Annotated in this window: 22 protein-coding genes and 1 tRNA gene; 9 read left to right on the top strand and 14 right to left on the bottom strand. The window is 71.6% G+C overall.

Annotated elements, in window-relative coordinates:
• Nucleotides 1-2: 2 nt before the first annotated feature.
• The 5 genes from rho to ABD205_RS15005 all read right to left on the bottom strand — a co-directional run bounded on the left by rho (nucleotide 3) and on the right by ABD205_RS15005 (nucleotide 6,921).
• Nucleotides 3-1,952 carry a transcription termination factor Rho gene (rho, locus tag ABD205_RS15025; RefSeq protein ID WP_344046075.1) on the bottom strand — a complete coding sequence of 650 codons (1,950 nt, stop codon included), beginning with the start codon at nucleotides 1,950-1,952 and terminating at the stop codon, nucleotides 3-5.
• 243 nt (nucleotides 1,953-2,195) lie between these two features.
• Nucleotides 2,196-3,119, bottom strand: a complete 924-nt coding sequence (thrB, locus tag ABD205_RS15020) for a homoserine kinase (protein ID WP_344046073.1) — start codon at nucleotides 3,117-3,119, stop codon at nucleotides 2,196-2,198.
• Between the two features lie 5 nt (nucleotides 3,120-3,124).
• The gene (thrC, locus tag ABD205_RS15015) at nucleotides 3,125-4,213 is read right to left on the bottom strand and encodes a threonine synthase (RefSeq protein WP_344046071.1); all 1,089 of its coding nucleotides are present in this window, start codon (nucleotides 4,211-4,213) and stop codon (nucleotides 3,125-3,127) included.
• Nucleotides 4,210-5,511, bottom strand: a complete 1,302-nt coding sequence (locus ABD205_RS15010; protein WP_344046069.1) for a homoserine dehydrogenase — start codon at nucleotides 5,509-5,511, stop codon at nucleotides 4,210-4,212. Before ABD205_RS15010 ends, thrC begins: the two co-directional genes overlap by 4 nt.
• A 72-nt stretch (nucleotides 5,512-5,583) precedes the next feature.
• The gene (locus ABD205_RS15005) at nucleotides 5,584-6,921 is read right to left on the bottom strand and encodes an MFS transporter (RefSeq protein WP_344046067.1); all 1,338 of its coding nucleotides are present in this window, start codon (nucleotides 6,919-6,921) and stop codon (nucleotides 5,584-5,586) included.
• A 99-nt stretch (nucleotides 6,922-7,020) separates the two neighbouring features.
• Between ABD205_RS15005 and ABD205_RS15000 the strand changes: the two genes are divergently transcribed.
• The gene (locus ABD205_RS15000) at nucleotides 7,021-7,599 is read left to right on the top strand and encodes a hypothetical protein (protein WP_344046065.1); all 579 of its coding nucleotides are present in this window, start codon (nucleotides 7,021-7,023) and stop codon (nucleotides 7,597-7,599) included.
• Between the two features lie 11 nt (nucleotides 7,600-7,610).
• Here the strand turns inward: ABD205_RS15000 and lysA are convergent, their stop codons facing one another.
• Together lysA and argS are read right to left on the bottom strand one after the other, a co-directional pair.
• The gene (gene lysA, locus ABD205_RS14995) at nucleotides 7,611-9,002 is read right to left on the bottom strand and encodes a diaminopimelate decarboxylase (protein WP_344046063.1); all 1,392 of its coding nucleotides are present in this window, start codon (nucleotides 9,000-9,002) and stop codon (nucleotides 7,611-7,613) included.
• 7 nt (nucleotides 9,003-9,009) lie between these two features.
• On the bottom strand, nucleotides 9,010-10,698 hold the full coding sequence (gene argS / locus ABD205_RS14990) for an arginine--tRNA ligase (protein ID WP_344046061.1): 1,689 nt from the start codon (nucleotides 10,696-10,698) through the stop codon (nucleotides 9,010-9,012).
• A gap of 124 nt (nucleotides 10,699-10,822) precedes the next feature.
• Between argS and ABD205_RS14985 the strand changes: the two genes are divergently transcribed.
• Together ABD205_RS14985 and ABD205_RS14980 are read left to right on the top strand one after the other, a co-directional pair.
• Nucleotides 10,823-10,895: transfer RNA gene (locus ABD205_RS14985), tRNA-Arg, on the top strand.
• A gap of 186 nt (nucleotides 10,896-11,081) precedes the next feature.
• Nucleotides 11,082-12,929 carry a hypothetical protein gene (locus ABD205_RS14980; protein WP_344046059.1) on the top strand — a complete coding sequence of 616 codons (1,848 nt, stop codon included), beginning with the start codon at nucleotides 11,082-11,084 and terminating at the stop codon, nucleotides 12,927-12,929.
• A 25-nt stretch (nucleotides 12,930-12,954) separates the two neighbouring features.
• On the opposite strand, the gene ABD205_RS14975 is transcribed toward ABD205_RS14980, so the two are convergent.
• The 3 genes from ABD205_RS14975 to ABD205_RS14965 are packed head-to-tail and all read right to left on the bottom strand — an operon-like array spanning nucleotide 12,955 to nucleotide 15,844.
• Entirely contained in the window at nucleotides 12,955-14,313 is a 1,359-nt protein-coding gene (locus ABD205_RS14975; protein ID WP_344046057.1) for a dihydrolipoyl dehydrogenase family protein, read from the bottom strand.
• A 26-nt stretch (nucleotides 14,314-14,339) separates the two neighbouring features.
• Nucleotides 14,340-15,278: an LCP family protein gene (locus tag ABD205_RS14970; protein WP_344046055.1), complete on the bottom strand. Its 939-nt coding sequence runs from the start codon at nucleotides 15,276-15,278 to the stop codon at nucleotides 14,340-14,342.
• A complete protein-coding gene (locus ABD205_RS14965; RefSeq protein ID WP_344046053.1) occupies nucleotides 15,275-15,844 on the bottom strand; it encodes a hypothetical protein in 570 nt (189 codons plus the stop codon). Before ABD205_RS14965 ends, ABD205_RS14970 begins: the two co-directional genes overlap by 4 nt.
• 171 nt (nucleotides 15,845-16,015) lie before the next feature.
• On the opposite strand from ABD205_RS14965, the gene ABD205_RS14960 reads away from it, so the two are divergent.
• Genes ABD205_RS14960 through ABD205_RS14950 form a run of 3 tightly spaced genes read left to right on the top strand, consistent with a single transcriptional unit; the run spans nucleotide 16,016 to nucleotide 20,493 of the window.
• Entirely contained in the window at nucleotides 16,016-19,768 is a 3,753-nt protein-coding gene (locus tag ABD205_RS14960; RefSeq protein WP_344046051.1) for a multifunctional oxoglutarate decarboxylase/oxoglutarate dehydrogenase thiamine pyrophosphate-binding subunit/dihydrolipoyllysine-residue succinyltransferase subunit, read from the top strand.
• Nucleotides 19,769-19,770: 2 nt separating this feature from the next.
• Nucleotides 19,771-19,947, top strand: a complete 177-nt coding sequence (locus ABD205_RS14955; RefSeq protein WP_344046049.1) for a DUF6104 family protein — start codon at nucleotides 19,771-19,773, stop codon at nucleotides 19,945-19,947.
• 3 nt (nucleotides 19,948-19,950) lie between these two features.
• The gene (locus tag ABD205_RS14950; protein WP_344046047.1) at nucleotides 19,951-20,493 is read left to right on the top strand and encodes a nitroreductase family deazaflavin-dependent oxidoreductase; all 543 of its coding nucleotides are present in this window, start codon (nucleotides 19,951-19,953) and stop codon (nucleotides 20,491-20,493) included.
• Here ABD205_RS14950 and ABD205_RS14945 read toward each other — a convergent pair.
• The 4 genes from ABD205_RS14945 to ABD205_RS14930 form a co-directional block, all read right to left on the bottom strand.
• The gene (locus tag ABD205_RS14945; protein WP_344046045.1) at nucleotides 20,480-21,142 is read right to left on the bottom strand and encodes an SDR family oxidoreductase; all 663 of its coding nucleotides are present in this window, start codon (nucleotides 21,140-21,142) and stop codon (nucleotides 20,480-20,482) included. The two genes, ABD205_RS14950 and ABD205_RS14945, sit on opposite strands and share 14 nt — an antisense overlap.
• 7 nt (nucleotides 21,143-21,149) lie before the next feature.
• Nucleotides 21,150-22,118: a zinc-binding dehydrogenase gene (locus ABD205_RS14940; protein ID WP_344046043.1), complete on the bottom strand. Its 969-nt coding sequence runs from the start codon at nucleotides 22,116-22,118 to the stop codon at nucleotides 21,150-21,152.
• 31 nt (nucleotides 22,119-22,149) lie between these two features.
• Complete coding sequence (locus tag ABD205_RS14935) at nucleotides 22,150-23,328, bottom strand: NAD(P)-dependent malic enzyme (RefSeq protein WP_344046041.1); 1,179 nt, start codon at nucleotides 23,326-23,328, stop codon at nucleotides 22,150-22,152.
• A gap of 172 nt (nucleotides 23,329-23,500) precedes the next feature.
• Complete coding sequence (locus tag ABD205_RS14930; protein ID WP_344046039.1) at nucleotides 23,501-23,842, bottom strand: S24 family peptidase; 342 nt, start codon at nucleotides 23,840-23,842, stop codon at nucleotides 23,501-23,503.
• 50 nt (nucleotides 23,843-23,892) lie between these two features.
• Here ABD205_RS14930 and sodN point away from each other — a divergent pair, with 50 nt between their 5' ends.
• The 3 genes from sodN to ABD205_RS14915 all read left to right on the top strand — a co-directional run bounded on the left by sodN (nucleotide 23,893) and on the right by ABD205_RS14915 (nucleotide 25,591).
• Entirely contained in the window at nucleotides 23,893-24,294 is a 402-nt protein-coding gene (sodN, locus tag ABD205_RS14925) for a superoxide dismutase, Ni (RefSeq protein ID WP_344046037.1), read from the top strand.
• Between the two features lie 143 nt (nucleotides 24,295-24,437).
• Complete coding sequence (locus ABD205_RS14920) at nucleotides 24,438-24,794, top strand: anti-sigma factor (protein WP_344046035.1); 357 nt, start codon at nucleotides 24,438-24,440, stop codon at nucleotides 24,792-24,794.
• Nucleotides 24,791-25,591: an RNA polymerase sigma factor SigF gene (locus ABD205_RS14915; protein ID WP_344046033.1), complete on the top strand. Its 801-nt coding sequence runs from the start codon at nucleotides 24,791-24,793 to the stop codon at nucleotides 25,589-25,591. Before ABD205_RS14920 ends, ABD205_RS14915 begins: the two co-directional genes overlap by 4 nt.
• Nucleotides 25,592-25,598: the final 7 nt, after the last annotated feature.

Here is a 25,598-nt window from a genome sequence, read left to right as displayed (position 1 = left end):
ACTCAGATCTGCTCGGAGCCCGGCGTCGTCTTCTGCACCTGCATGAGGAACTCGATGTTGCTGTGCGTCTTCTTGAGGCGCTCCAGCAGCAGCTCGAGCGCCTGCTGACCGTCGAGGGCGGAGAGCACGCGCCGCAGCTTCCACACGATGGCGAGCTCCTCCTTGCTCATCAGGAGCTCCTCGCGACGGGTGCCGGACTGCACGGCGTCGATGGCCGGGAAGATGCGCTTCTCCGCGAAGTCCCGGCGCAGCCGGATCTCCATGTTGCCGGTGCCCTTGAACTCCTCGAAGATCACCTCGTCCATCTTCGAGCCCGACTCGATCAGCGCGGTCGCCAGGATCGTCAGCGAGCCGCCGTTCTCGATGTTGCGCGCGGCGCCGAAGAACTTCTTCGGCGGGTACAGCGCCGCCGAGTCGACGCCACCGGACAGGATCCGGCCGCTCGCCGGGGCCGCGAGGTTGTACGCACGACCGAGGCGGGTGATGCCGTCGAGCAGCACGACGACGTCGTGGCCGAGCTCCACGAGACGCTTGGCCCGCTCGATGGCCAGCTCGGCGACGATCGTGTGGTCCGAGGCCGGACGGTCGAACGTCGAGGAGATGACCTCGCCCTTGACCGAGCGCTCGAAGTCGGTGACCTCCTCGGGCCGCTCGTCGACCAGGACGACCATGAGGTGGCACTCGGGGTTGTTCGTGGTGATCGAGTTGGCGATCGACTGCATGATCATCGTCTTGCCGGCCTTCGACGGCGAGACGATGAGGCCGCGCTGGCCCTTGCCGATGGGCGCGGCGATGTCGATGACGCGACCGATCATGTTGGTCGCGTCGGTCTCCATGCGCAGCCGCTCGTTGGCGTACAGCGGGGTCAGCTTCGAGAAGTCCACACGCGTCGTGGCCGCGGACGGGTCCGCGCCGTTGACGGTGTCGATCCGCACCATCGGGTTGAACTTCTCGCGGCGCTCGCCCTCGCGGGGCTGGCGCACCTGGCCGGTGATCGCGTCACCACGGCGCAGGCCGAGCCGACGGACCATCGACAGCGAGACGTAGACGTCGTCCGCCCCGGGCAGGTAGCCGCTGGTCCGCACGAACGCGTAGTTGTCGAGCACGTCGAGGATGCCCGCGGCCGGGACGAGCACGTCGTCGTCGCGGATCTCGGTGTCGGGCTCGTTGCGCTGCCCACCCTGGCGGGGCGCGGCGGCAGCGGCGGGGCGGTCGCGGTCACGGTCGCGCCCACGGCGGCGACGGTTGCGGCGGCTGCCGCCCTCCCCGTCGACGTCGCGGTTGGCACCCGGGGCGCCCTGGTCCTGGCCGTGGCCCCGACCCTGGTCGCCCTGGCGCTCGGCCTGGTCGGCCTGCTCACCACGGTTGGCCTGCTCACCACGGTTGGCCTGCTCGCCCCGGTCGCCCTGGCGGTCGCGCTGCTCGCCGCGGTCACGCTGGTCGCCCTGGCGGTCACGCTGTTCGCCCTGGCGGTCACGCTGTTCGCCGCGGTCGCCCTGGCGCTCTCGCTGACCCGCGTCGGAGGTCTCGGGGCTCGGCTCAGCCTTCGCCTCGGTGGGCCCGGCCTTCTGCTCGGCCCGGGGCTTGCGCTCGGCGCGGGTCTTGCGCTCCGCAGGCGCCTTCTGCTCGGCGCGCGCGGCCGGCTCGGCGGGCGCCTTCTGCTCGGCCGGGCTCTCGCCCTCCGGCGTGGTGGCACCGCGGGTGGCGGCGCCGCGTCGGGCCCTGGTCTCCGCCTTCGGCGCGTCGCCCTCGGTCCTCGCGGGGCGACCGCCGCCCGTCTGGGCGGCCTTGATGGCGTCGATGAGCTGGGCCTTCTTCATCGACCCGGCACCGGAGATGCCCATGCCACTCGCCATCGCCTTGAGATCGGCGAGCAGCATCGCGTTGAGCCCACCGCGCTTCTTGGCGGCGCCCTCGGCGCCTGCAGCGGTGGGTTCGATGGTTTCCGTCACGTGAGGTCCTTCCCACGTATCACAGCCTGATCCGGCATGAAGCCGGCGGCTGACCTGATGTCAAGCTTCCCTCCCTGCAGTGGTCCCGATCTGGGCAGAGTGGTCTGCGCGGGACTGCGCGGGGGGAGGGAAGAGGGTTCCGCATCGCGGACCGATCGGTCCTCATGATGCCACGCCTCACTGTGTGGCGCGTCACGACTGTAACAAAGGGCATCGGCGTGTCCGATTCCCCACCGGCCGCGACTACTCGACGCGGGCGCCGTCGAGCGAGACGGCGAGGTGGCGGGCGACCCATCGGTCCGGGCACCGGGCCACCAGCTGGTGCGTGTGCGCCGACCCGTCGCCGTCGGTGAACGCCAACACCGTCGGACCGGCCCCGGACACGACCGCCGCGACACCGTCACCCCGGAGCGCGTCCACGAGCGCGAGGGAGTCGGGCATCGCCGGGCGGCGATACTCCTGGTGCAGGTAGTCGCGGGTCGCGCGGTGCAGCTGCTCGGGCTGCCCGGCGAGGGCTGCGACGAGCAGCGCGGTGCGTGCGGCACCGGCCGCGGCGTCGGCGTGCGGGACCCGGTCGGGCAGCAGCCCGCGGGCGACCTTCGTCTCCACCCCCGTCGGCGGGATGAACACCACCGCGCCGACGCGGGGGTCGACCGACGCCTTGACCGCCCAGAAGTCGCCGCGCTCACCGGGGGCGGCCTCGTTGCCCGAGATCACGAAGCCGCCGTGGAACGCGGGAGCGACGTTGTCAGGGTGGCCCTCGAGGTCGGCCGTCAGCCGGAACGCCGCCTCGTCGTCGAGGAGGAGCTCACCACCGGCCACGAGCGCTCGTGCCAGCACGACGCCACCGACGATGGCAGCGGAGGACGAGCCCAGGCCGCGCGCGTGCGGTACGAGGTTGCGGCACCGCAGCCGCAGCCCCGGCGGCTGCTGCCCCAGCAGCTCGAACGCCGCCCGCATCGACCTGACCACCAGGTGGCTCTCGTCGAGGGACACGGCGCCGGCGCCCTCCCCCTCGACCTCGACGACCAGGCCGGTGCCGGTGACCTCGGCCTCGAGCGTGTCACGCAGCTCGAGCGCGAGCCCCAACGAGTCGTAGCCCGGGCCGAGGTTGGCCGACGTGGCCGGGACCGTGACCCGGACGGGCCCCGTGACGAAGGACGTCATCCGGGTCAGACGAGCCCGGCCGCGGCCGCCGCGGCGTCGATGTCGGCGTCCACCACGACCTGGGGGACCTCGCCGAAGAACTCCAGCGCCGTCACGGTGTCCTTGAGGCCGTGGCCCGTCACCGTGATGACGACCGTCGCGCCGGCGTAGGACTCACCTGCGGCCAGCTCGGCGAGCAGACCGGCGACGCCGGCCGCCGACGCCGGCTCGACGAAGACGCCCTCGCGGCGGGCCAGCTCGGCCTGGGCGCTCAGGATCTGGTCGTCGGACAGGGCTGCGAACCGGCCGCCGGAGGCGTCCTTGGCGGCCTCGGCGAGCTTCCAGGAGGCGGGGTTCCCGATCCGGATGGCGGTCGCGCGCGTCTCGGGGAACTCCACCGGCTGGCCGAGCACCAGCGGAGCGGCGCCCTCGGCCTGGAACGCACGGAGCACCGGCAGCTTCGACGAGTGCCCGGCGGCGGCGTACTGCTGGTAGCCGAGCCAGTACGCCGACATGTTGCCCGCGTTGCCGATCGGCATCAGGTGGTAGTCAGGGGCGTCGCCGAGGCGGTCGACGACCTCGAACGCGGCCGTCTTCTGACCTTCCAGCCGGACCGGGTTGACCGAGTTCACCAGCGCGACCGGATAGTGCTCGGCCAGGCCGCGGGAGAGCTTGAGGCAGTCGTCGAAGTTGCCACGCACCTGGATCACCTGGGCACCGTGGACCAGAGCCTGGGCGAGCTTGCCCGCGGCGATCTTCCCGTCCGGCACGAGCACGATCGGGGTGATGCCGGCCTTCGCGGCGTACGCCGCCATCGAGGCCGAGGTGTTGCCGGTGCTGGCGCACACGCAGGCCTGCGCGCCCTCGTGGACGGCGACCGAGATCGCCGCGGTCATGCCACGGTCCTTGAACGAGCCGGTCGGGTTCTGGCCCTCGACCTTCAGCCAGACCTCGCCGCCGGTCAGGCCCGACAGCCACTCGGAGTGGACGAGCGGGGTGCCACCCTCGCCGAGCGTGACCGCGCGGGTGTCGAGCGGGATGTCCAGGAGGTCGCGGTACTCCTCGATCACGCCGCGCCACTGGTGGGCCGGCTGACCGGCCGGCTTCTGAGTCATGCGAGCTCCCCTTCGACGCGCATCACGCTCGTGACGTCGCGGACGATGTCCATGCCACGCAGTGCCTCGACCGTGGCGGCGAGCTGCGCGTCGGTCGCCTCGTGGCTCACGACGACCAGCTGGGCGTCGGCGTCGCGCCCCTCCTGCCGCACCGTCTGGATCGACACGCCGTGGTCGGCGAACGCAGTCGCGACAGCGGCCAGGACGCCGGCCTTGTCAGCCACGTCGAGCGAGACGTGGTAGCGGGTGATCGTCTCCCCCATCGGCAGCATCGCGCGGTCGGCGTACGCCGACTCGCCGGCGCCCTTCGTGCCCGCGACCACGTTGCGCGCGACCGTGACGAGGTCGCCGAGCACCGCGCTCGCGGTCGGTGAGCCGCCGGCGCCGCGGCCGTAGAACATCAGCTGTCCGGCCGCCTCCGACTCGACGAAGACCGCGTTGAACGCCTCCCGGACGCTCGCCAGCGGATGGCTTCGCGGGATCATCACCGGATGCACCCGGGCACTCACCGCGTCGTCTCCCCCGGCGACCGACCGGAGCTCGGCGATGGCGAGCAGCTTGACGACGCTGCCCATCGCCTGGGCGCTGGCCACGTCGGCGGCAGTGACCTCGGAGATGCCCTCGCGGTGCACGTCGCTGGCCGTCACCCGGCTGTGGAACGCGAGACTGGCGAGGATGGCGGCCTTCGCGGCGGCGTCGAAGCCCTCGACGTCGGCCGTCGGGTCGGCCTCGGCGTACCCGAGCTCCTGGGCCTCGGCCAGGGCCTCGTCGAAGCCGGAGCCCTGGGTGTCCATCTTGTCGAGGATGTAGTTGGTGGTGCCGTTGACGATGCCCATCACCTTCGTCACCCGGTCGCCGGCCAGCGACTCGCGCAGCGGGCGCAGGATCGGGATGGCACCGGCGACCGCGGCCTCGTAGTAGAGGTCGCGACCGGCCTTCTCCGCCGCCTCGAAGAGGGTCGCGCCGTCCTCGGCGAGCAGCGCCTTGTTGGCGGTGACGACGCTGGCGCCGTTCTCGAGCGCGCTGAGGATCAGGCCGCGCGCCGGCTCGATGCCGCCGATCACCTCGACCACGACGTCGACGTCATCGCGGGCGACGAGGCCCTGGGCGTCCGTTGTCAGCAGATCGGGCGGTACATCGACGTCGCGGGGCGCGTCGAGGCGGCGGACTGCTACTCCGGCCAGCTCGATCGGCGCACCGACGCGGGCCGCGAGGTCACCGGCCTGCTCGAGGAGCAGTCGGACGACCTGGGATCCGACGGAGCCGCAGCCGAGCACCGCCACCTTGAGGGGACGCATGACCCCAGCGTATCGGCGCCCGCCCTCCCCTGCTCACGAGCGACGGAACGCGGACAGGTGGACGCGGCGGCGTCAGCGCAACCGGCTCGCCGGCAGCAGGGCGAGCGCGCCGATCGACGCGGCGGCGAGCACCAGCACGGTCGCCCCGGCGACCGGTGACGAGGCCGCGAACCCGGCGAAGACGACGCTGCCGGCGGCCAGGACGAGGGCCTGGACGACCGCGTCGTTGAGCTGCAGCGCCGACGAGGCCCGGCCCTCCTCGCCCGGCGACGCGGCGGACAGGGTCAGGACCGAGAGTGTCGAGAACGCCATTCCGATGCCGGCGCCCGCGAGCGCCCAGCCCAGCATCGGGACGACCAGGGGCACGGACGACGTCGCGGCGGTGGCGAAGACAGCGATGCCGGCGGCCAAGGCGACGGCACCGATCCGCACCCGGCGCACCTCGTCGGACAGTGCCGACCAGTTCGCAGCGACCCAGGAGCCGCCGAACCACGTGGTCGCCCCGGCGGTCAGCGCCCAGCCCGCCTCGGTGAGACTGAGCCCGCGTTGCAGGGTCAGCAGCAGCGGAACGTAGGCCTCGGCACCTGCGAAGGCCGCCCCGATGAGGCCGCGGGTCCCGATCACGCTGGGCAGGCCGCGCCGACCGGTCCAGGTCCCGGGCGGCAGCAGTCGGGGCCCCGCCACCAGCACGGCGGCACAGGCCACGGCGAGGAGCACCGGCCAACCGGGCAGATCACGCTGGCCGGCCAGACTCACCACGAGGACCGCCGCCGCCACGACGACTGCCCGACCCAGGTCGCCCCGGCGCCGGGCGCCCTCGCCGGACGCGTGCGACGGCGCATCGTGCACCAGCCACCACGCGGCGACGACGAGCACCGGGACCCCCAGGAAGACCCAGCGCCAGCCGAGGGCCGCGGCGACCGAGGCCGCGATCGCCGGCCCGATCAGCGCCGGAAGCACCCACGCGCCGGTGAGCACCGTGAACGCCCTGGCGCGCAGCCGCTCCGGGTAGGCCTGGGCGACGACGACGTACACGGCGACGCCCAGCAGGCCCATGCCGAAGCCCTGGATCGCCCGTCCGACGAGGAAGACGGGCATGGTCGGCGCCAGGCCGGCGACGAGCAGGCCGGCTCCGAAGACGACGACGCCCGCGTCGACGGCCGGCCGCGGGCCGCGCCGGTCGCACCACGGGCCGACCACGGTGAAGGCGACCACCGAGGTCGCCATCGGCGCGGAGAAGGCGACCGCGTACAGCGGGAGCCCGTCGAGCGCCTCCGCGACGTCGGGCATCACGGTCGCGACGGCCAGGTATTCGAAGGCGAACAGGAACGCCAGCGCGAAGACCCCGACCGTCGTGCGCAGGTGGGGGCCGGTCCACAGGGAGGCGGGCTCGCTCCGGAGATCGGTCACGACGCCCATCCCACAACCTCGAGCGGGGTTGAGGTCAACGCGAATTTCCGGGACGCCGCGCATCGCCGCGACCGAAGAGGTCGCTGGGATGATGGCGACGTGCTCTTCCCGAACGCCGACCTCGACCGCATCGTCAGTGGTGAGATCGACCTCGCGTTCCGCACCTGGTCGCGTCCGATGCACGTCGCGGGGGGACGCCAGCGCACCCGCGTCGGCGTGGTGGAGTTCGTCTCCGTCGACCGGGTCGACCCTGCGACCCTGGTCGAGGAGGACGCGGAGCGCGCCGGGACCGACCTGGCCCGGCTGCTCTCGTTCCTGGGGCGCAAGGACGGCGACGTCTACCGGATCGGCGTGCGGTTCGCCGGTGCGGACGAGCGCGTCGCGTTGCGGGCGAAGCGGCCGGGGCGCCGGGAGGTCACCGGCCTGCTGGCCGAGCTCGCCGACATGGACCGCCGCAGCCACCGCGGCCCGTGGACCCGGCAGCACCTCGAGCTCATCGAGGCCCGGCCGGGCGAGCTCGCCGAGACGATCGCGGCGAGCATCGGACGCGAGAAGCGGCCGTTCAAGGCCGACGTACGCCGGCTCAAGGAGCTCGGACTCACCGAGAGCCTGCCCGTCGGCTACCGGCTCTCACCTCGTGGGAGGGCCGTCCTGAAGGCGATGCGCGCCGGCGACTGAGCGGCCGCAGCTCAGCCGAGGTCCGTGGCAAGGAGGTCGTCGACGGTCTCGCGGCGCACGATGACCCGGGACTCGCCGTCCTTGACCGCGACGACCGGTGGCCGCAGGGCGTGGTTGTAGTTCGACGCCATCGACCGGCAGTAGGCCCCGGTGGCCGGGACCGCGATGAGGTCGCCGGGGCGGACGTCGCCGGGCAGGAACTCGTCCTTCACGACGATGTCGCCGGCTTCGCAGTGCTTGCCCACCACGCGGGTGAGGACCGCGGGCGCATCGCTGACCCGGCTCGCGAGCGTGGCGGAGTAGTCGGCGTCGTAGAGCGCGGTCCGGATGTTGTCGCTCATCCCCCCGTCGACGCTCACATACGTGCGGGTGGCGCCGCCGTCGAGGGCGACCTCCTTGACCGTGCCGACGGTGTAGACCGTGCACATCGCCGGCCCGACGATCGCGCGGCCGGGCTCGATCGAGAGGCGCGGGACGTCGATGCCGAGCGCACGGCACTCGTGCTCCACGATCCTGGTCAGATCCGTCGCCAGGCGTTCGGGCGTGCTCGGGTCGTCCTGGCTCGTGTAGGCGATGCCGAAGCCTCCACCCAGGTCGAGCTCCGGCAGCTCGATGCCGAGCTCGTCGGCGATCCGCGCGTGGAGCGCCAGGACCCGGCGGGCGGCCACCTCGAACCCGGCGGAGTCGAAGATCTGGCTGCCGATGTGGGAGTGCAGTCCGCGCAGCTCCACGTTCGGCGCGGCCAGCAGGCGTCGTACGGCCTCGAAGGCGTCGCCGCTCGCGATCGAGAAGCCGAACTTCTGGTCCTCGTGGGCGGTCGCGATGTATTCGTGGGTGTGCGCCTCGACACCGGCCGTCACGCGCACCATCACGCGGGCGGGCACCCCCGTCTCGGCGGCGATCGACACGATCCGATCCACCTCGTGGAAGGAGTCGACGATGATGCGGCCGACGCCGGAGATGATCGCCCGGCGCAGCTCCATCGCCGTCTTGTTGTTGCCGTGGTAGCCGATGCGCGCCGGCTCGACCTCGGCGCGCAGCGCGACGGTGAGCTCGGTGTCGGAGCAGACGTCGAGGAAGAGCCCCTCCTCCTTGATCCACCGGGCGACGGCGGTGCAGAGGAAGGCCTTGCCCGCGTAGTAGACGTCGTAGCCCGCGAAGGCCTCGCGGAAGGCGGCCGCGCGGGCGCGGAAGTCCGCCTCGTCGAGGACGTACGCCGGGGTGTTGACGTTCGCGACGAGGGCCGGGACCGCCAGCCCGCCGACGTGGAGCTCGCCGTCGAGCTTCTCCGCCGTCCGCGACCACAGGTCGGGCATCAGGGCGTTGACGTCACCGGGATGCCGCAACCACGACGGGCTGTGCAGCGCGCCGGGCGCATGCGCCCAGCCGGCCTCATGGGTCACCGCCGGCTCACATCCGCTCGGGCGCCGAGACGCCGAGCAGGTCGAGGCCGTTGGCGAGCACCGTCTGGGTGGCGACGACCAGGACCATGCGCGCCACGTTCGCCGGCGTCACGGGCTCGTCGCCCTGCGGGAGCATGCGGCACTCCTTGGTGTCGTACCACTTGTTGAAGACCGACGCGGTGTCCTCGAGATAGCGAGCGATCCGGTGCGGCTCACGCAGCTCGGCAGCAGCCGCCACGACCCGGGGGAAGTCGGCCAGGGCGCGCAGCAGCTCGCCGTCGCGCTCGTGGGCGAGCAGCGACGGGTCGAAGCCACCCGCCGTCCCCGAGAGGTCCTCCGGCAGCGTCATCTCGAGGTCCGCGGCGTTGGCCAGCATGCGGCAGGTGCGCGCGTGGGCGTACTGCACGTAGTAGACCGGGTTGTCGTTGGACGCCTTCGTGATCTCGGCGACGTCGAGGGTCAGCGGCGAGTCGGCCGGATAGCGCGCCAGCGAGTAGCGGAGGGCATCGACGCCGATCTCCTCGGCGAGCTCGCTGAGCGTCACGATGGTGCCGGCCCGCTTGGAGAGCTTGAGCTCGGCGCCGTCGCGCAGGATCTTGACCAGCTGCCCGATCATGACGTCGAGGGTCTTGTCGGGGTCGTCGCCGACGCAGGCCGCCATGGCACGGAGCCGATTCACGTAGCCGTGGTGGTCGGCGCCGAGCAGGTAGATGCAGTGGTCGAAGCCGCGCGACCGCTTGTTCAGGTAGTAGGCGGTGTCGGACGCGAAGTAGGTCAGCTCGCCGTCGGACTTGATCAGGACGCGGTCCTTGTCGTCCCCGAAGTCGGTGGTGCGCATCCAGAGCGCGCCGCCCTCCTCGTAGACGTGGCCGAGCTCCTTGAGGCGGGCCAGCGTCTCGGGCACCGAGCCTGAGTCGTGCAGGGAGAGCTCGGAGAACCACACGTCGAAGTGGGTGTTGAAGCCGTCGAGCTGCGCCTGCTGCTCCGCGAGCTGGATCTCGTAGCCCTTGGCGCGCACGGCCCGCAGGCGCTCCGGCTCGGGCAGGTCGAAGATGCCCGGCGACGCGTCGCCGACCGCCTTCGCGAGGTCGTCGATGTACGCCCCGGCGTACCCGTCCTGCGGAGTCGGCTTCCCCGTCGCGGCGGCGACGATCGAGGCGGCGAAGTTGTTCATCTGCACGCCGCGGTCGTTGATGTAGAACTCGCGGGCGACCTCGGCGCCCGCCGCGGTCAGCACGCGAGCGATCGCGTCGCCGAGCACCGCCCACCGGGTGTGGCCGAGGTGGAGCGGCCCGGTCGGGTTGGCGGAGATGAACTCGATGTTGATCCGCTGCCCGGCCAGGACGTCGCTGGCGCCGTACGAAGCCCCGGCGACGACGATCGAGGCGGCCACCTCGCCCTGCGCGCCGGCGGCGACGGTGATGTTGAGGAAGCCCGGTCCGGCGATCTCGACCTCGTCGACGCCCGCCGCCTGCTTGAGCCGACCGGCCACCAGCTCGGCGAGGGCACGCGGGTTGGTGCCCGCCTTCTTGGCGAGCTGCAGCGCGACGTTGGTGGCGTAGTCGCCGTGACCCTTCTGCCGGGGTCGCTCCACCGTCACGCTGGTCGGGACACCGTCGGGGAGGGCGAGTGCACCCTCGTCCGACAGCGTCGTCAGGGCGTCGACGATCGCGGTGGAGAGCTGCTCGGGAGTCACCGGTCAAGCCTATCCGCGTGCGCCCCGGCGGCTCACCTCGGTATCACGGGCGCTGCGCTCCCCCGGTTTCGTGACCGCGACCGGCGGGCGGTAGGGTCATCCCGCACCGGCCGAGCCGGTGGATGCCTCCGTAGCTCAGGGGATAGAGCACTGGTTTCCGGTACCAGGTGCCGCAGGTTCGAATCCTGCCGGAGGCGCAGCGACGGCCCCGACCTCAGGTCGGGGCCGTTTGTTCATTGTCAACGACTCGGCCCGGCGTGTCGGCCCCTTTCTCACCGATGCTGGTGACGGTACGGCGAATCGGCGCTACCGTTCGTCACACGGTTCACACCATTCACTCGCGCACCGGCAGCAGAGGGCGCACGGACGGAGGGGCAGTGCGGATGGCGCAGCTCGGCAGGCACCTGAGGCGGAGCGTCGGGGCCGCTGTCGCGACCCTCGTCGTGGCCGGCCTCCCGACGGTCGCCGCCGACGTCGCGCACGCGGCCGACGAGACGCCCACGGTGGTGTTCTTCACTCCGCGCGCCGACCAGACCCAGCAGAAGGTGCCCACGACCGGGGTCCACGTGCTGCTCGGCGCCGACGCGACGGTCCAGTCCGTCAGGCTGAGCTACGGCCGGACCGGCGTCGAGGCTTCCACCTGCCTGCCGCGCAAGCCGGACTCCGAGGTCTTCGAGACCACTCTCGGCACCCAGCCGACAGGCCCACTCGGACTCCAAGCGGCGGGCTACACCAGCGTCGACTGTCAGGCCGCGACGCAGGTCGGCACGCTGGCGACCCAGTCCGTGGCCGTCTCCGCCGCCGCGACCGCCTTCAAGGAGCCGAACACCGCTGATCGCGACACGGGCGAGAAGCTGTGCGGCCCCTTCGTCAGGCCGCGCCGCAAGGTCGCGAAGGGCACCACTGGCTGCTCCGCCGTACCGCTCGGCGTCTTCACCTCGCGCCTCGACGGCCACACGTACGCACGGGTCACCGGCGAGGCAGTTCAGACCAGCACGGCGGGAATCGCCGACCCTCAGGCCGACAGCCCGACCTTCGCCCAGCCGACGCCGGGAGTTGCGACCCCCGGCGGGAGCTTCAGCAGCGACACCTTCCGTGAGCCGGTCGACCTGACCGGCAACCCGGGCCTCGGCACCGGCATCCGCCGCGTCGTCATCCGGGTCAGCGACGGCATCTCCTCGGAGGCGGTCGAGACGCCGGTCTACACCCAGGTCGTCACCCACGTGCGGTCCACGACGACGCCGACCGCCGGCGGATACGCCGTCACGTCGACCCTCCTCGACCAGTACGGGCAGCCGGTCGTCCATGCCCCTGCCCGGCTGACGGGCTACGCGAACGGGTCGCGGACCCCTGTCAACCAGCTCGTGGCCACCGACGTCAACGGCGTGGCGACGTTCCCCGGTGTCGTCCCCGCCAACGGCTTCTACATCGCGGTCGCCGACGTCGACCTCAACGGCTCGAAGGGCTCCGCGGAGCCGAGCTTCGAGTCCGTCGTCGGCCGAGTCTCCAAGTCCGCGCCCGGTCGAGCGCTCTACCACAACAACACCCGGACCAGGGGCGCCGGCGGCACCGTCGGCGACTCGCTCCGGGGCACGGTCGACGCGGCAGCCCGCCGCTACCAGTGGATCGACCAGGACGGCCACCTCGCCTTCTCCTCGCTCGCGACGCGGCGTGCAGGAGCGGGCCGGGTGTCCCAGCCGGCGCACCTGACCTGGGTGAACGCACACGGGGCTCCCTTCAACCCGCGCTGGCTGAGGAGCGGTCGGTTCGAGACCCGGGCCTGGACGGGTCTCCGGAGGCGCCCGGGCCTGCGCAACGCCGACATGACGTTCAAGCAGGACGCCGCGCGGCACCTCTCCGTCGAGTGGGAGGTCAAGGACATCAAGCCCTTCACCTCCGCCGCGGCCCTGAACGCCGCGTTCGCGAGCCTCGCCGCCTCCGCCCAGCGCTACTACGGAGCGGGCTGGCAGTCGCGGGTGCAGGTCAAGATGCTCTCGGACCTGTCCGGCGGGCAGCCGTTCGCGCTCAGCGTGCTGAGGGCGGCGCACGCGCACGGCTTCACCACGATGTATCTCGCCCGCGGCACCGCGATCCGGGTGCAGATCCCCGCCTCCGCACACGCGTACGTCGACTTCGTCCGCGGCGCGGCCGGCAGCCTGTACGCCTACGAGCCGCCGGCGTGGCAGAAGGACATGCCCGTCGCCAAGGACCCCGCGCTGACCGCTCGCTGAGCGCGGACGTCCCCTGCCGGGACGCTCACAGATCTGCCAGAGCGCTCTCGACGGCTCGGTGGAACGTCGGGTAGGCGTAGATCATCGACCTCAGCGTCGCGACGGGGATCCGTGCGTGCACCGCCAAGGTGAGCATGGAGAGGATCTCGCCGCCGTACGGCCCGACGACGCAGGCGCCGACGAGCACTCCGGACCCGGCGTCCTCGACGACCTTGATGAGCCCCTCCGCACCCGGGCCGTGCGTGTAGCCGCGCGAGGACGCGGCCAGGTCGGTCTGCCCGACCCGGACGTCGATGCCCTGGTCGCGAGCGGCGGCCTCGGTCAGCCCGACGCCGGCGACCTCGGGGTCGGTGAAGGTCGTGTGCGGGACGGCGTGGTACTCCGCGGTCGGTCCCTCCTCGCCGAGGATGTCGCGCGCCGCGACCGCGGACTGGTACATCGACAGGTGGGTGAACGCGCCGTGCCCGGCGACGTCGCCGATCACCCAGAGCCCGTCGCCGGCCCGCATCCGCTCGTCGACGCCGACCGAGCGCGGGTCGAGGCCGACCGACTCGAGCCCGAGGTCGTCGAGGTTCGGCCGACGCCCGGCGCCGACCAGTAGCCGCTCGGCGGTCAGGGTGGTGCCGTCCGAGAGTCCGAGGGTGAACCCTCCGTCGGCGTACGCCACCGAAGCGAGCTCCGAGCCGGTCAGCACCCGGATCCCCTCGCGGACGAAGACCTGCTCGAGCAGCGCCGAGGCCTCCGGCTCGTCGCGCTCCAGCAGCCGGTCGGCGTGCTGGACGACCGTGACGCGGGCGCCGAACCGGGCGAAGACCTGGGCGAGCTCGCAGCCGATCGGCCCACCGCCGACCACGACCAGCGTCGCGGGGACGGAGGTGGCGCGCACCGCGTCGCGATTGGTCCAGTACGGCGTCCCGGCCAGCCCGTCGACGGGCGGCTCGGCCGGTCGCGTGCCCGGGTTGAGCACGACACCGCGGCGTGCCGTGTAGGCCACCTCTGATCCGTCCGGCAGGGTCACGACGACCCGGCGCGGACCGTCGAGCCGTCCCACGCCGTGGTGCACGACCGCGCCGGCGTCCTCGAGGCGCTTGACGGCAACTGAATCGTCCCAGTCCGCCGTCGCCTCGGAGACGCGCCGGGCGACCGGGCTCCACGACGGCTCGAGCGTGACGTCGCCGGCGAGCTCGCCGGCACGGCGGGACTCGGCGAGCACGTCGGACCCCCGCACCATGACCTTCGTCGGGATGCACCCGTAGTAGGGACACTCGCCGCCGACGAGGTGCTTCTCGACGGCGACCACCTCGAGGCCAGCCGACGCGGCGCGGTTGGCGAGAGCCTCGCCACCCGGGCCGGTTCCGATCACGACCAGGTCAACCTCGGGCATGTGAGCCTCCTCCGCTGCGACGTGCGTCAGGCGACGCACCTCGAGATCACGGCGTCCTTCCTGGCATCCTCGCCCATCTGGTGGGCTGCCTGCACGTGGGGCAGGACGACGCTCTGGCCGGCTATGTTCCCGATCCCGCCCTGGACCACGCAGTTGGTCACCTTCGCCGGGTCGATGTCGGCGAGCACGTGGCCGAGCTTGAACAGCTCGACGGGCGAGAGGTCGGTGTGCAGGTTGGTCATCGCCGACATGACGCCGCGGGCGATGAAGCCGGGCTTGTCGCGGTCCTTGCGGACCTTGCGCTGGATCGCCTTGACGACCATCTGCTGGTGGGCGGAGCGGTCGAAGTCACCGCGCAGCAGCGCGTGCCGGATCCGGGAGTAGGCCATCGCCTCGTAGCCGGTCAGGTGCAGGTGACCGGCCTTGAAGCCCTTCGGCTTGATCGGGTCGTCGGCGAAGAAGAACGGGTTGACGATGTCGATCCCGCCGATGCCGTTCACCAGGTTCTGGAACTTCTCGAACCGGGTGATGAAGACGTAGTCGGGCTGGACGCCGACCAGGTTGCCGACGACCTGCCCGAACAGCTTCGGACCGCCGAAGTAGAGGGCCGCGTTGATCTTGCTCGTGCCGTGGCCCGGGATGTTCACCCACGAGTCGCGCGGGACGCCGAGGATCGCGGCGGCGCCCGTCCTCGTGTTGATGCCGACCATCTGGATCGCGTCGCCGCGGCTGCGGGTCATGTCCTCGCCCGGCCGGGCGTCGGACCCGACAGCGAGCACCCAGACCACGTCGCGCCCGATGTCCAGGCCCTTCGCGCTCTCCGTCGCGACCAGGACCGTGTCGGGGGCACGGTTCGCGTCGTCGGGCAGCGCCAGCACGGTCAGCGCGAGCACGCCGGCCAGCGCCGCCGTCACCGCCACGCGCCGCCGCAACAGCCGGCCCAGCGTCTGCCTGACGGCACTCATGCCTGCCTCCGCGAGATGTCGAAGCCGAAGATCTTCCAGCCGGCACCGTCCGGCGTGAGGTCGAGGGTGCCGGTGATCTCCTGGGCACCCGCGAGCGCCCCGGTCGTCTCGAACGTCAGGTCGACCGTGGCCGTGACACCGACGGCGCGCTGCTTGACGGACAGCACGTCGAGGGAGATCGACCGCTTGGTCGCCTCGGCCTTCGTGATCCGGTCGGAGATCGCCGAGTTCGTCATCAGCGCGAGGTCGCGCTGCGCCTTGCCTGCGGCGCCGGGCGTGAAGCCGGCGAACGCCGCCTTGTAGTCCGCACGCGGGAAGTCGCCGAGATAGGCGCCGTCCAGCCATCCGTCGACCACCTTGGCGACCGCAGCCGCGAGCGTCTCACGTCTGGCCGCGCCGAGGTTGCCGGTGACCGTCGCGACGGCCGCCTGGGTGGTCACCTTCGCCGGCTCCGCCGACGGACTCGGCGTGCTCGTCGCACCACCTCCGGCCGGCTTCTCGTCGCTCCCGCCGCTGCAGCCGGCGAGTGCGATCCCGCACGCCAGAACGGCTGCCAGGGCACTCACGGTGCCTCGTCTCATCGCTGTTCGGTCTCCCGTTCGTGTGGTGTCCACGACACCTTGCCTGAAACTGGACCCCGACGCCTGCATTTGCTGGCGTGTGGGTCTAGCCTTGACGTCCGGAACTCGTTCCTCAGCAACGACAGCGCGCTCATTCCGGAAGAGGCGATCCAAGCCGTGCCGCAGCCTTCAGGCAACCCGTCCACCAACTCCACCGAGATCCCCGCCGAATTCGGCGCGAACGAGTGGCTCGTCGAGGAGATGTACGACCAGTATCAGAAGGATCCAGGCAGTGTGGACCCGGTCTGGAAGAAGTTCTTCGACGCCGGCAACGGCGCCCCTGCGGCGGGCGGCACCGCGAACGGCACGATGACCAAGACCGCTGCCCCGGCCACCACCACGGCCACCACCACGGCCACCACCACGGCACCCGCGACGGCAGCCGCCGCCACTGCGCCCGCTGCTCCGGCGCCCGCGCCGGTCGCCAAGCCGCGTCCCGACAACACCAAGGCGGCGGAGCCGGCCAAGGGCACCACCAACCCGGTCCCCAAGGACGCGCCTGCCCCGGCGAAGGCCGAGGCGGCCGACCAGCCGACGTACACCGTGCTGCGTGGCGCGCCGATGCGCACCGCCCAGAACATGGAGGTGTCGCTGTCCGTCCCGACCGCCACCTCGGTCCGCGACGTCCCGGTCAAGCTGCTGTGGGACAACCGCACCGTCATCAACAACCACCTGGCCCGCGCGCGCGGCGGCAAGGTGTCGTTCACCCACCTCATCGGCTACGCCATGGTGCAGGCCGTCAAGGCGATGCCCGAGATGAACGTCGGCTACGACGTGATCGACGGCAAGCCGAACCTGATCACGCCGGCACACATCAACCTCGGTCTCGCGATCGACGTCCCCAAGCCCGACGGCTCCCGCCAGCTCCTCGTCCCGAGCATCAAGGGCGCCGAGACGATGGACTTCGCGGGCTTCTGGGCGGCGTACGAGGACGTGGTCCGCAAGGCGCGTGACAACAAGCTCACCGTCGCCGACTTCCAGGGCACCTCGATCAGCCTGACCAACCCGGGCGGCATCGGCACCGTCCACTCGGTGCCGCGGCTGATGAAGGGCCAGGGCGCCATCATCGGCGTCGGCGCGATGGAGTACCCGGCCGAGTGGCAGGGGGCCAGCGCCGACGCGATCGCCAAGAGCGGCATCAGCAAGGTCATGACGCTGACGTCGACGTACGACCACCGCGTCATCCAGGGCGCGCAGTCGGGCGAGTTCCTCAAGCGCCTGCACGAGCTCCTGCTCGGCAAGAACGGGTTCTACGACGACATCTTCCGCTCGCTGCGGATCCCGTACACCCCGATCCGCTGGAACGTCGACGTGGCGACCAGCCACGACGACCAGATCAGCAAGCAGGCCCGCGTGCTGGAGCTGATCCACGCCTTCCGCGTGCGCGGCCACATGATGGCCGACACCGACCCGCTCGAGTACAAGCAGCGCAGCCACCCCGACCTCGAGATCGAGAACCACGGACTCACCCTGTGGGACCTCGAGCGCGAGTTCCCGACCGGCTCCTTCGGCCGCTCGGACCGCCCGTGGATGAAGCTGCGCGACATCCTGGGCATCCTGCGCGACTCCTACGTGCGGACCACCGGCATCGAGTACATGCACATCCAGGACCCCGAGCAGCGCCGGTGGATCCAGGAGCGCGTCGAGCGTCCGCACGAGAAGACCCCGCGCGAGGAGCAGCTGCGCATCCTGCTCAAGCTCAACGAGGCGGAGGCGTTCGAGACCTTCCTGCAGACGAAGTTCGTCGGCCAGAAGCGCTTCTCCCTCGAGGGCGGCGAGACCACGATCCCGGTCGTCGACGAGATCTGCGAGGCGGCGGCCGAGGCCGGCCTGGAGGAGGTCGCGGTCGGCATGGCCCACCGCGGTCGGCTCAACATGCTCGCCAACATCGTCGGCAAGTCCTACAACCAGATCTTCCGCGAGTTCGAGGGCAATATCGACCCGCGCACGGTCCAGGGCTCGGGCGACGTGAAGTACCACCTCGGCGCCGAGGGCGCGTTCGTCGCCGGCTCGGGCGACACCATCAAGGTCTCGGTGGCCGCGAACCCGTCCCACCTCGAGACGGTCGACCCGGTCCTCGAGGGCATCGCCCGCGCCAAGCAGGACGTCCTCAACCAGGGCGAGGCCTTCCCGGTGCTTCCGCTGCTCGTGCACGGCGACGCCGCGTTCGCCGGCCAGGGCGTGGTCGCCGAGACGCTCAACCTCTCGCAGCTGCGCGGCTACCGCACCGGTGGCACGGTGCACGTCGTCATCAACAACCAGGTCGGCTTCACCACCTCCCCCGGCTCGTCCCGCTCCTCGCTGTACGCGACGGACGTCGCCCGCATGGTGCAGGCGCCGATCTTCCACGTGAACGGCGACGACCCCGAGGCGTGCGTCCGCGTCGCCCGGCTCGCCTTCGAGTACCGCCAGGCGTTCCACAAGGACGTCGTCATCGACCTCGTCTGCTACCGCCGTCGCGGTCACAACGAGGGCGACGACCCGTCGTTCACGCAGCCGCTCATGTACGACCTCATCGAGCAGAAGCGCTCGGTCCGCAAGCTCTACACCGAGTCCCTGATCGGTCGTGGCGACATCACGATCGAGGAGGCCGAGGAGGTCCTGCGCGACTACCAGAACCAGCTCGAGCGCGTCTTCACCGAGGTCCGTGAGGCCGACAAGGCACCTGAGGCGTGGACCACCGTCCCCGACTACCCCGACAAGCCGATCGCCGAGACGCAGACGGCGATCCCCGTCGAGGTGCTCAAGCGGATCGCCGACGCCTACGTCACGCCGCCGACCGGCTTCACGGTCCACCCGAAGGTGATGCCGCAGCTGCAGCGTCGCGCGACCTCGATGACCGACGGCAACATCGACTGGGGCACCGGCGAGCTGATCGCCTTCGGGTCCCTGCTGATGGAGGGCCGCCCGGTCCGCCTGGCCGGCCAGGACTCGCGCCGCGGCACGTTCGCCTCCCGCTTCGCGACGATCATCGACCGGGTCAACGCGGACGAGTGGACCCCGCTGGCCAACCTCACCGAGGAGCAGGCGAAGTTCTACGTCTACGACTCGCTGCTCAGCGAGTACGCCGCCCTCGGCTTCGAGTACGGCTACTCGGTGGCCCGCCCCGAGGCACTGGTGCTGTGGGAGGCGCAGTTCGGCGACTTCGTCAACGGCGCGCAGACCGTCATCGACGAGTACATCTCCTCGGGCAAGACCAAGTGGGGCCAGGACTCCGGGGTCGTGCTGCTCCTGCCGCACGGCTACGAGGGCCAGGGCGCCGACCACTCCTCGGCCCGCATCGAGCGGTTCCTCATCCTGGCCGCCGACGAGGCCTTCGTGGTCGCCCAGCCGTCCACGCCGGCGTCGTACTTCCACCTGCTCCGGCGCCACGCGCTCGGCGAGGTCCACCGCCCGCTCATCGTCTTCACGCCGAAGTCGATGCTGCGGCGCAAGGAGGCCGCGTCGCAGCCCGAGGACTTCACCAGCGGCTCGTTCCAGACGGTCGTCGGCGACACCGTGGCGGACCCGGCGAAGGTCGAGACCCTGCTCCTCTGCTCCGGCCGGGTCACGTGGGACCTCATGGTCGACCGCGGCAAGCGCGAGAACGGCGCGAGCTTCGCGATCGCCCGTGTCGAGCAGCTCTACCCGTGGCCCGTCGAGGAGCTCCAGGCGGAGCTCGCCAAGTACCCGAACCTCAAGCGGGTCCGCTGGGTGCAGGACGAGCCGTTCAACCAGGGGCCGTGGCCGTCGTACGCGCTCAACGTGGTGCCGCACCTCGGCATCCCCGTGGAGCCCGTCACCCGTGCGGCGTCGAGCACGACGGCCGTCGGCACGGTGAAGCGGCACCTCGCCGAGCAGGCAGTGCTGATGGACCAGGCGTTCGCCTGACCATGTACTTCACCGACCGCGGGATCGAGGAGCTGGACAAGCGCCGGGGTGACGAGGAAGTCACCCTGGCCTGGCTCGCCGAGCAGCTGCAGGCGTTCGTGGACGTCCACCCCGAGTTCGAGACGGCCGTCGAGCGGCTCGCCACCTGGCTGGCCCGGCTCGACGACCCCGAGGACTGACGGATGGGTCTGGCCACCGACCTGGGCTACGCGTTCACCCGGCCGAACCCGCTCCAGAGGCTGGTCCAGGCGCTCGGCGCGTCCCGGGGCGGGGCCTGGCTGTTCTCCCGGACGCTGCGGCACCTCGACGACCTGGTCAAACGGGTCAGCGGCGGCCGCTCGAGCGCGCCCGGTCTGCTCGCCGGGCTTCCGGTCCTCGAGGTGACCACGACGGGGCGCCGGTCCGGTCAGCGACGCACCTCGTATCTGATCGCCGTGCCGTTCAAGGACACGCTCGCCCTGCTCGGCACCAACTTCGGGCAGACCTCGACCCCGGCGTGGGCGCTCAACCTCGAGGCGGACGGCCACGCGACCGTGTCCTACCGGGAGAGCACCCGCGCGGTCCTCGCCCGTCCGGCGACGCCGGCGGAGGCCGACGAGGTGATGCGGACCGCAGACACGGTGTACGTCGGCTACCGCAAGTATCGCGAGCGGGTGACCGGCCGCCGCGTGCGCATCTTCGTGCTCGAGCCCGCCGCGGCTGCGGCCGGGGCTAGCGCGGACTGATCGAGACCTCGGGCACCGTCGCGTCGGCCGGCAGGTCGAGCACCGAGACGATCACGTCGACGACGGTGTCCGGCCGGATCCAGTCGGCGTCGACGTACTCCTTGCCCTCGTGGCGGTGCACCTTCTCCTGCATCGGCGTGGCCGTCCGCCCGGGGAAGACGCTCGTCACGCGGACCCCGTTCTCCCGCTCCTCGGCGCGCAGCGCATCGGCGAGCGCGCGCAGGCCGAACTTCGACGCGGCGTACGCCGACCAGCCGGGGCTCGCCCGCAGGCCGGCGCCGGAGTTCACCAGGACGACGGTGCCCCCGGCCGCCCGCAGCGCTGGGAGCGCCGCCCGGGTCAGCAACGCCGGCGCCACCAGGTTGACCGCCAGCTGACCGGTCCAGGCGGCCTCGTCGAGGTCGGCCACGGGGCCCAGCTCGACCATGCCGGCGACGTGGACCACCGAGTCGAGCCGGTCGGGCAGGCGCAGCCCGGCGATCGCCGTACCGTCGGTCAGGTCGGCCTCGAGCACGTGCGCGTCGGGGAACTCGTCGGCGACCCTGGCGGCGTCACGGACGACGAGCCACAGCTCGTCGCCCCGGTCGCGCAAGCGCCTGGCGAGGTCGCGGCCGATGCCGGAGCCGGCGCCGGTGAGCAGGCGCTTCACCGGGCCCTCACCGGGTCAGCACGATCTTGCCGAAGACGTCGCCGCCGGCCATCGCCTCGAAGCCAGAGCGGGCGTCGGTCATCGGGAGCACCCGGTCGACGAGCGGGCGGGTGCCGGTCGCGTCGAGCATCTGGACGAGGGAGGCGAGCTCGGCCTTCGTGCCCATCGTCGACCCGATCACCCGGAGCTGGAGGAAGAAGATGTGCGTGAGCATCGCGTCGTCGGGGTTCGGGCCGGACGTCGCGCCCGAGATGACGATCGCGCCACCGGGCCGAAGCGACCGGATCGAGTGCGCCCAGGTCGCGGCCCCGACGGTCTCCATCACCGCGTCCACCTTGACCGGCAGCCGCTCGCCGCTCGCGAAGACCTCGTGGGCGCCGATCTCGAGGGCTCGCGCCCGCTTCGCCTCGTCGCGGCTCGTCGCGTAGACGCGCAGGCCACCGGCGCGGGCGAGCGTGATCAGCGCTGTCGCGACGCCGCCGCCGGCGCCCTGCACGAGCACGGAGTCGCCCGCCTTCAGACCGCCTTGCGTGAAGAGCATCCGGTACGCCGTCAGCCACGCCGTCGGCAGGCACGCGGCCTCCTCGAAGGACAGCCCCGCCGGCTTCGGCACCAGGTTGCGCCGCGGCACGACGACGCGGTCGGCGAACGTGCCCTGGTGCCTCTCGGAGAGCAGCGAGCGCTTCGGGTCGACCGTCTCGTCACCGGTCCAGTCCGGCGAGCTGATCACCGAGTGCACGACGACCTCGTTGCCGTCCTCGTCGAGGCCTGCGGCGTCGCAGCCGAGGATCATCGGCAGCGCCTCGTCCTTGAGGCCCTGGCCCTTGAGTGACCACAGGTCGTGGTGGTTGAGACTGGCGGCCTTGACCGTGACCGTCGCCCAGCTGTCGGGCGCGACCGGGTCCGGGCGCTCCCCCACCACCAGGCCGCTCAGCGGGTCGTCACGGGAGATGGACTGCGCGTAGACGGCGAACATGGGACCAACCTAGCGAGGGTCGCAGGGGCCCTCAGGCGCGGGCGACGCCGTCCTCGCGGGCCGCCTCGGCGACGGCGGCGGCGACCGCCGGGCCGACGCGCGGGTCGAACGGCGAGGGGATCACCATGTCCGCGCTGAGCTCGTCGCCCACCAGCTCGGCCAACGCCTCGGCGGCGGCGAGCTTCATGCGCTCGGTGATGGCGGTGGCGCGGGCGTCGAAGGCGCCGCGGAAGATGCCGGGGAACGCGAGGACGTTGTTGATCTGGTTCGGGAAGTCGGACCGGCCGGTCGCGACGACCCGGGCGTACCGGTGCGCCACGTCGGGGTGGATCTCCGGGTCGGGGTTGGCCATCGCGAAGACGATGGACTCGGGCGCCATCGTGGCCACGAGCTCCTCGGGGACCGTGCCACCGGAGACGCCGACGTACACGTCGGCGTCGCGCAGTGCCTCGGCCAGGCTGCCCGCACGACCGTTGCGGTCGGCCGTCAGCTCGGCGAGCCTCCGCTTCACGGGGGTGAGGTCTTCGCGCTCGGAGCTGACGATCCCCTTGCGGTCGACGACGCAGAGGTCCTTCACCCCGGCCTCGACGAGGATCTTCGCGATCGCAACGCCGGCGGCGCCTGCGCCGGAGATCACGACCCGCGTGGACTCGACCGTGCGACCGGTGAGCCGCAGGGCGTTCCACAGCGCGGCCAGGGTCACGACGGCGGTGCCGTGCTGGTCGTCGTGGAAGACCGGGATGTCGAGCCGCTCCTTGAGCCGCTCCTCGATCTCGAAGCAGCGCGGCGCGGAGATGTCCTCCAGGTTGATGCCGCCGAAGCTGGGCGCCATCCGCACGACAGTCTCGACGATCTCGTCGACGTCGGTGGTGTCGAGGCAGATCGGGATCCCGTCGACGCCGCCGAACTGCTTGAAGAGGATCGCCTTGCCCTCCATCACCGGCATCGCTGCCGAGGGCCCGATGTCGCCGAGCCCGAGCACGGCCGTGCCGTCGGTGACGACCGCGACCGTGTTCGGCACCCACGTGTAGTGGTGGGACAGCGTGGCGTCCTCGGCGATCGCGGTGCAGACCCGCGCGACGCCCGGGGTGTAGGCCATGGACAGCTCGGCTCTGCCGGCCAGCGGCACGGAGGCCGCCACCTCCATCTTGCCTCCGACATGGAGGTCGAAGACGGGGTCGCCGGCGTACGGGTGCGTTGAGTCGCTCATGGGGATACTGCTTTCTGCTGCGGCCTGGAGAAGTGACCTACGAGGTGCCATGGCCGCCCGGGGTGTCAGGCGAGGTCGACGCGATGGGTGTGTCGCGGACGGGATGTCGAACCGGTCCATCGAGTGTCGCACAGCTGCGCCGAGCGCGTCCGCATCGGACCTATGGTCTGGCTCACATGGCGCGCGGGCGCGGCCACACCCGGAGGAGTACGACGGCCAGCACGTCCGTCGCCGGGACGACCCCGCGGTGCCGGGAGTCGACGCCCACCTCCGGGTCGTCGCTCAGCAGCCACCAGCCGGCCTCGCCGGTGCGGGTCGTACGCCTCTCGGCGGCACGCTTGACCGCCACCGTGCCGTCCGGGAGCCGGGCGACCACGACGTCGCCCTCGGCGGGCGTTCGGCGGTAGGAGACGAGCAGCCGGTCCCCCGGAACCAGGCCGGGACGCATGGAGTCTCCGGAGACACGTGCAAGCCCGAGGGCCGCACGGGGTACCCGTGGAGAGCGTCGCGACACGCGGAGTAGTGTCGCAGCCGACGCTTCCGTTCCACGACGAGAGGACCCGTATGTTCGCGCGACTGTTCGCACCGACGCTCGAGGTCTCTGCCCACTGCGACCTGCCCTGCGGTGTCTACGACCCCGCGCAGGCCCGCATCGAGGCCGAGTCCATCAAGGCCATCATCGCGAAGGCCAACGACAGCTCCGACCCCGACTTCCGCACTCGCGCGGTGCTGATCAAGGAGCAGCGTTCGGAGCTCGTGAAGCACCACCTCTGGGTGCTGTGGACCGACTACTTCAAGCCGCCGCACTTCGAGAAGTACCCGCAGCTGCACACCCTCTTCAACGAGGCGACGAAGCTCGCCGGCGCCTCCGGCACTAAGGGCACGCTGGACGCCGGCGTCGCCGACCAGCTGCTCGGCAAGATCGACGAGATCGCGGAGATCTTCTGGGAGACCAAGAAGGCCTGAGCCGCACGCGTTTGTCGGGGCCGGTTCCGGGGTAGGACCCCTGGACCGGCCCCGTCGCATGTAGCTCGTAGGAGGAGACCATCACCCAGGACACGACCGCCGACGTCGAGCTTCGGCTGCCGACCGACGGCGCGTTCATCTCCGTGCTGCGCACCGCGACGGCCGGGTTGGCCGCGCGCCTCGACTTCACGCTCGACGACCTCGAGGACGTCCGGATGGCGATCGGTGAGGCCGCCGGGCTCGTGCTCGAGGCGGCCGACCCGGGCGCCGACCTGACGACCCGGTTCTGGCTGCGCCCGGGCGAGCTGACGATGACCGTCTCGACAGCGGCCGAGTCGGCGGTGGCCCCCGAGCCTGACAGCTTCGCCTGGACCGTCCTGACGACCCTCGCGCAGGACGCGACGGCGCGGGCGACGCCCGGCGTGTTCGAGATCACGCTGATGGCCACATCCTCGATCGGCCGCACTGAGGCCGCACCGGGGAGTCGTCCGCTGACATGACCGACGCGTCGACGCGGAACGAGCAGTCCGGGGAGAGGCACGACGAGGTCAAGCGCCGCAGCGCGGAGCTCTTCGGTGTGCTCACCGACCCGCGCACCACACCGTCCGCGCGCGCCGCGGCGCGTGACGGGCTCGTCGCGCTCCACCAGCCGCTCGTCGAGCACTGCGCGCGACGGTTCCGCGACAGGGGCGAGCCCAGCGAGGACCTGCTCCAGGTCGGCGCCATCGGCCTGCTCAAGGCCATCGACCGCTTCGACGAAGACCGCGGAGTCGAGTTCTCGACCTATGCGACGCCGACGATCCTCGGCGAGATCAAGCGCCACTTCCGCGACAAGGGCTGGGCGATCCGGGTGCCCCGCCGCCTGCAGGAGCTGCGGCTCCAGATCACGGCGACGAGCGCCGAGCTGACCCAGTCGCTCGGCCGATCCCCGACCGCCGCCGAGCTTGCGGACCGGATCGGCTGCAGCGTCGAGGAGATCGTCGAGGGACTCGAGTCGGGCAACGCATACGCCACCCTCTCCCTCGACGCAGGCGACGACTCCGAGGACGGGGCGGCCACGATGCTGGACTCCCTCGGTGCCGACGACGCCAATCTGGCGCACATCGACCTTCGGGAGTCGATCAAGCCACTCCTGGAGCGCCTCGGCCACCGGGAGAAGCGGATCCTGCTGCTGCGCTACTTCCGCAACATGACGCAGTCGCAGATCGCCGAGGAGATCGGGGTCTCCCAGATGCACGTCTCGCGCCTGCTCACCCGCACCCTCGCCGAGCTCCGCGAGGGCCTCGAGGAGGCGTAGGCGACGC

It is taken from the genome of Nocardioides panacihumi (assembly GCF_039530925.1).
Classification (GTDB): domain Bacteria; phylum Actinomycetota; class Actinomycetes; order Propionibacteriales; family Nocardioidaceae; genus Nocardioides; species Nocardioides panacihumi.
This window is presented reverse-complemented; position numbering and strand designations above follow the sequence as displayed.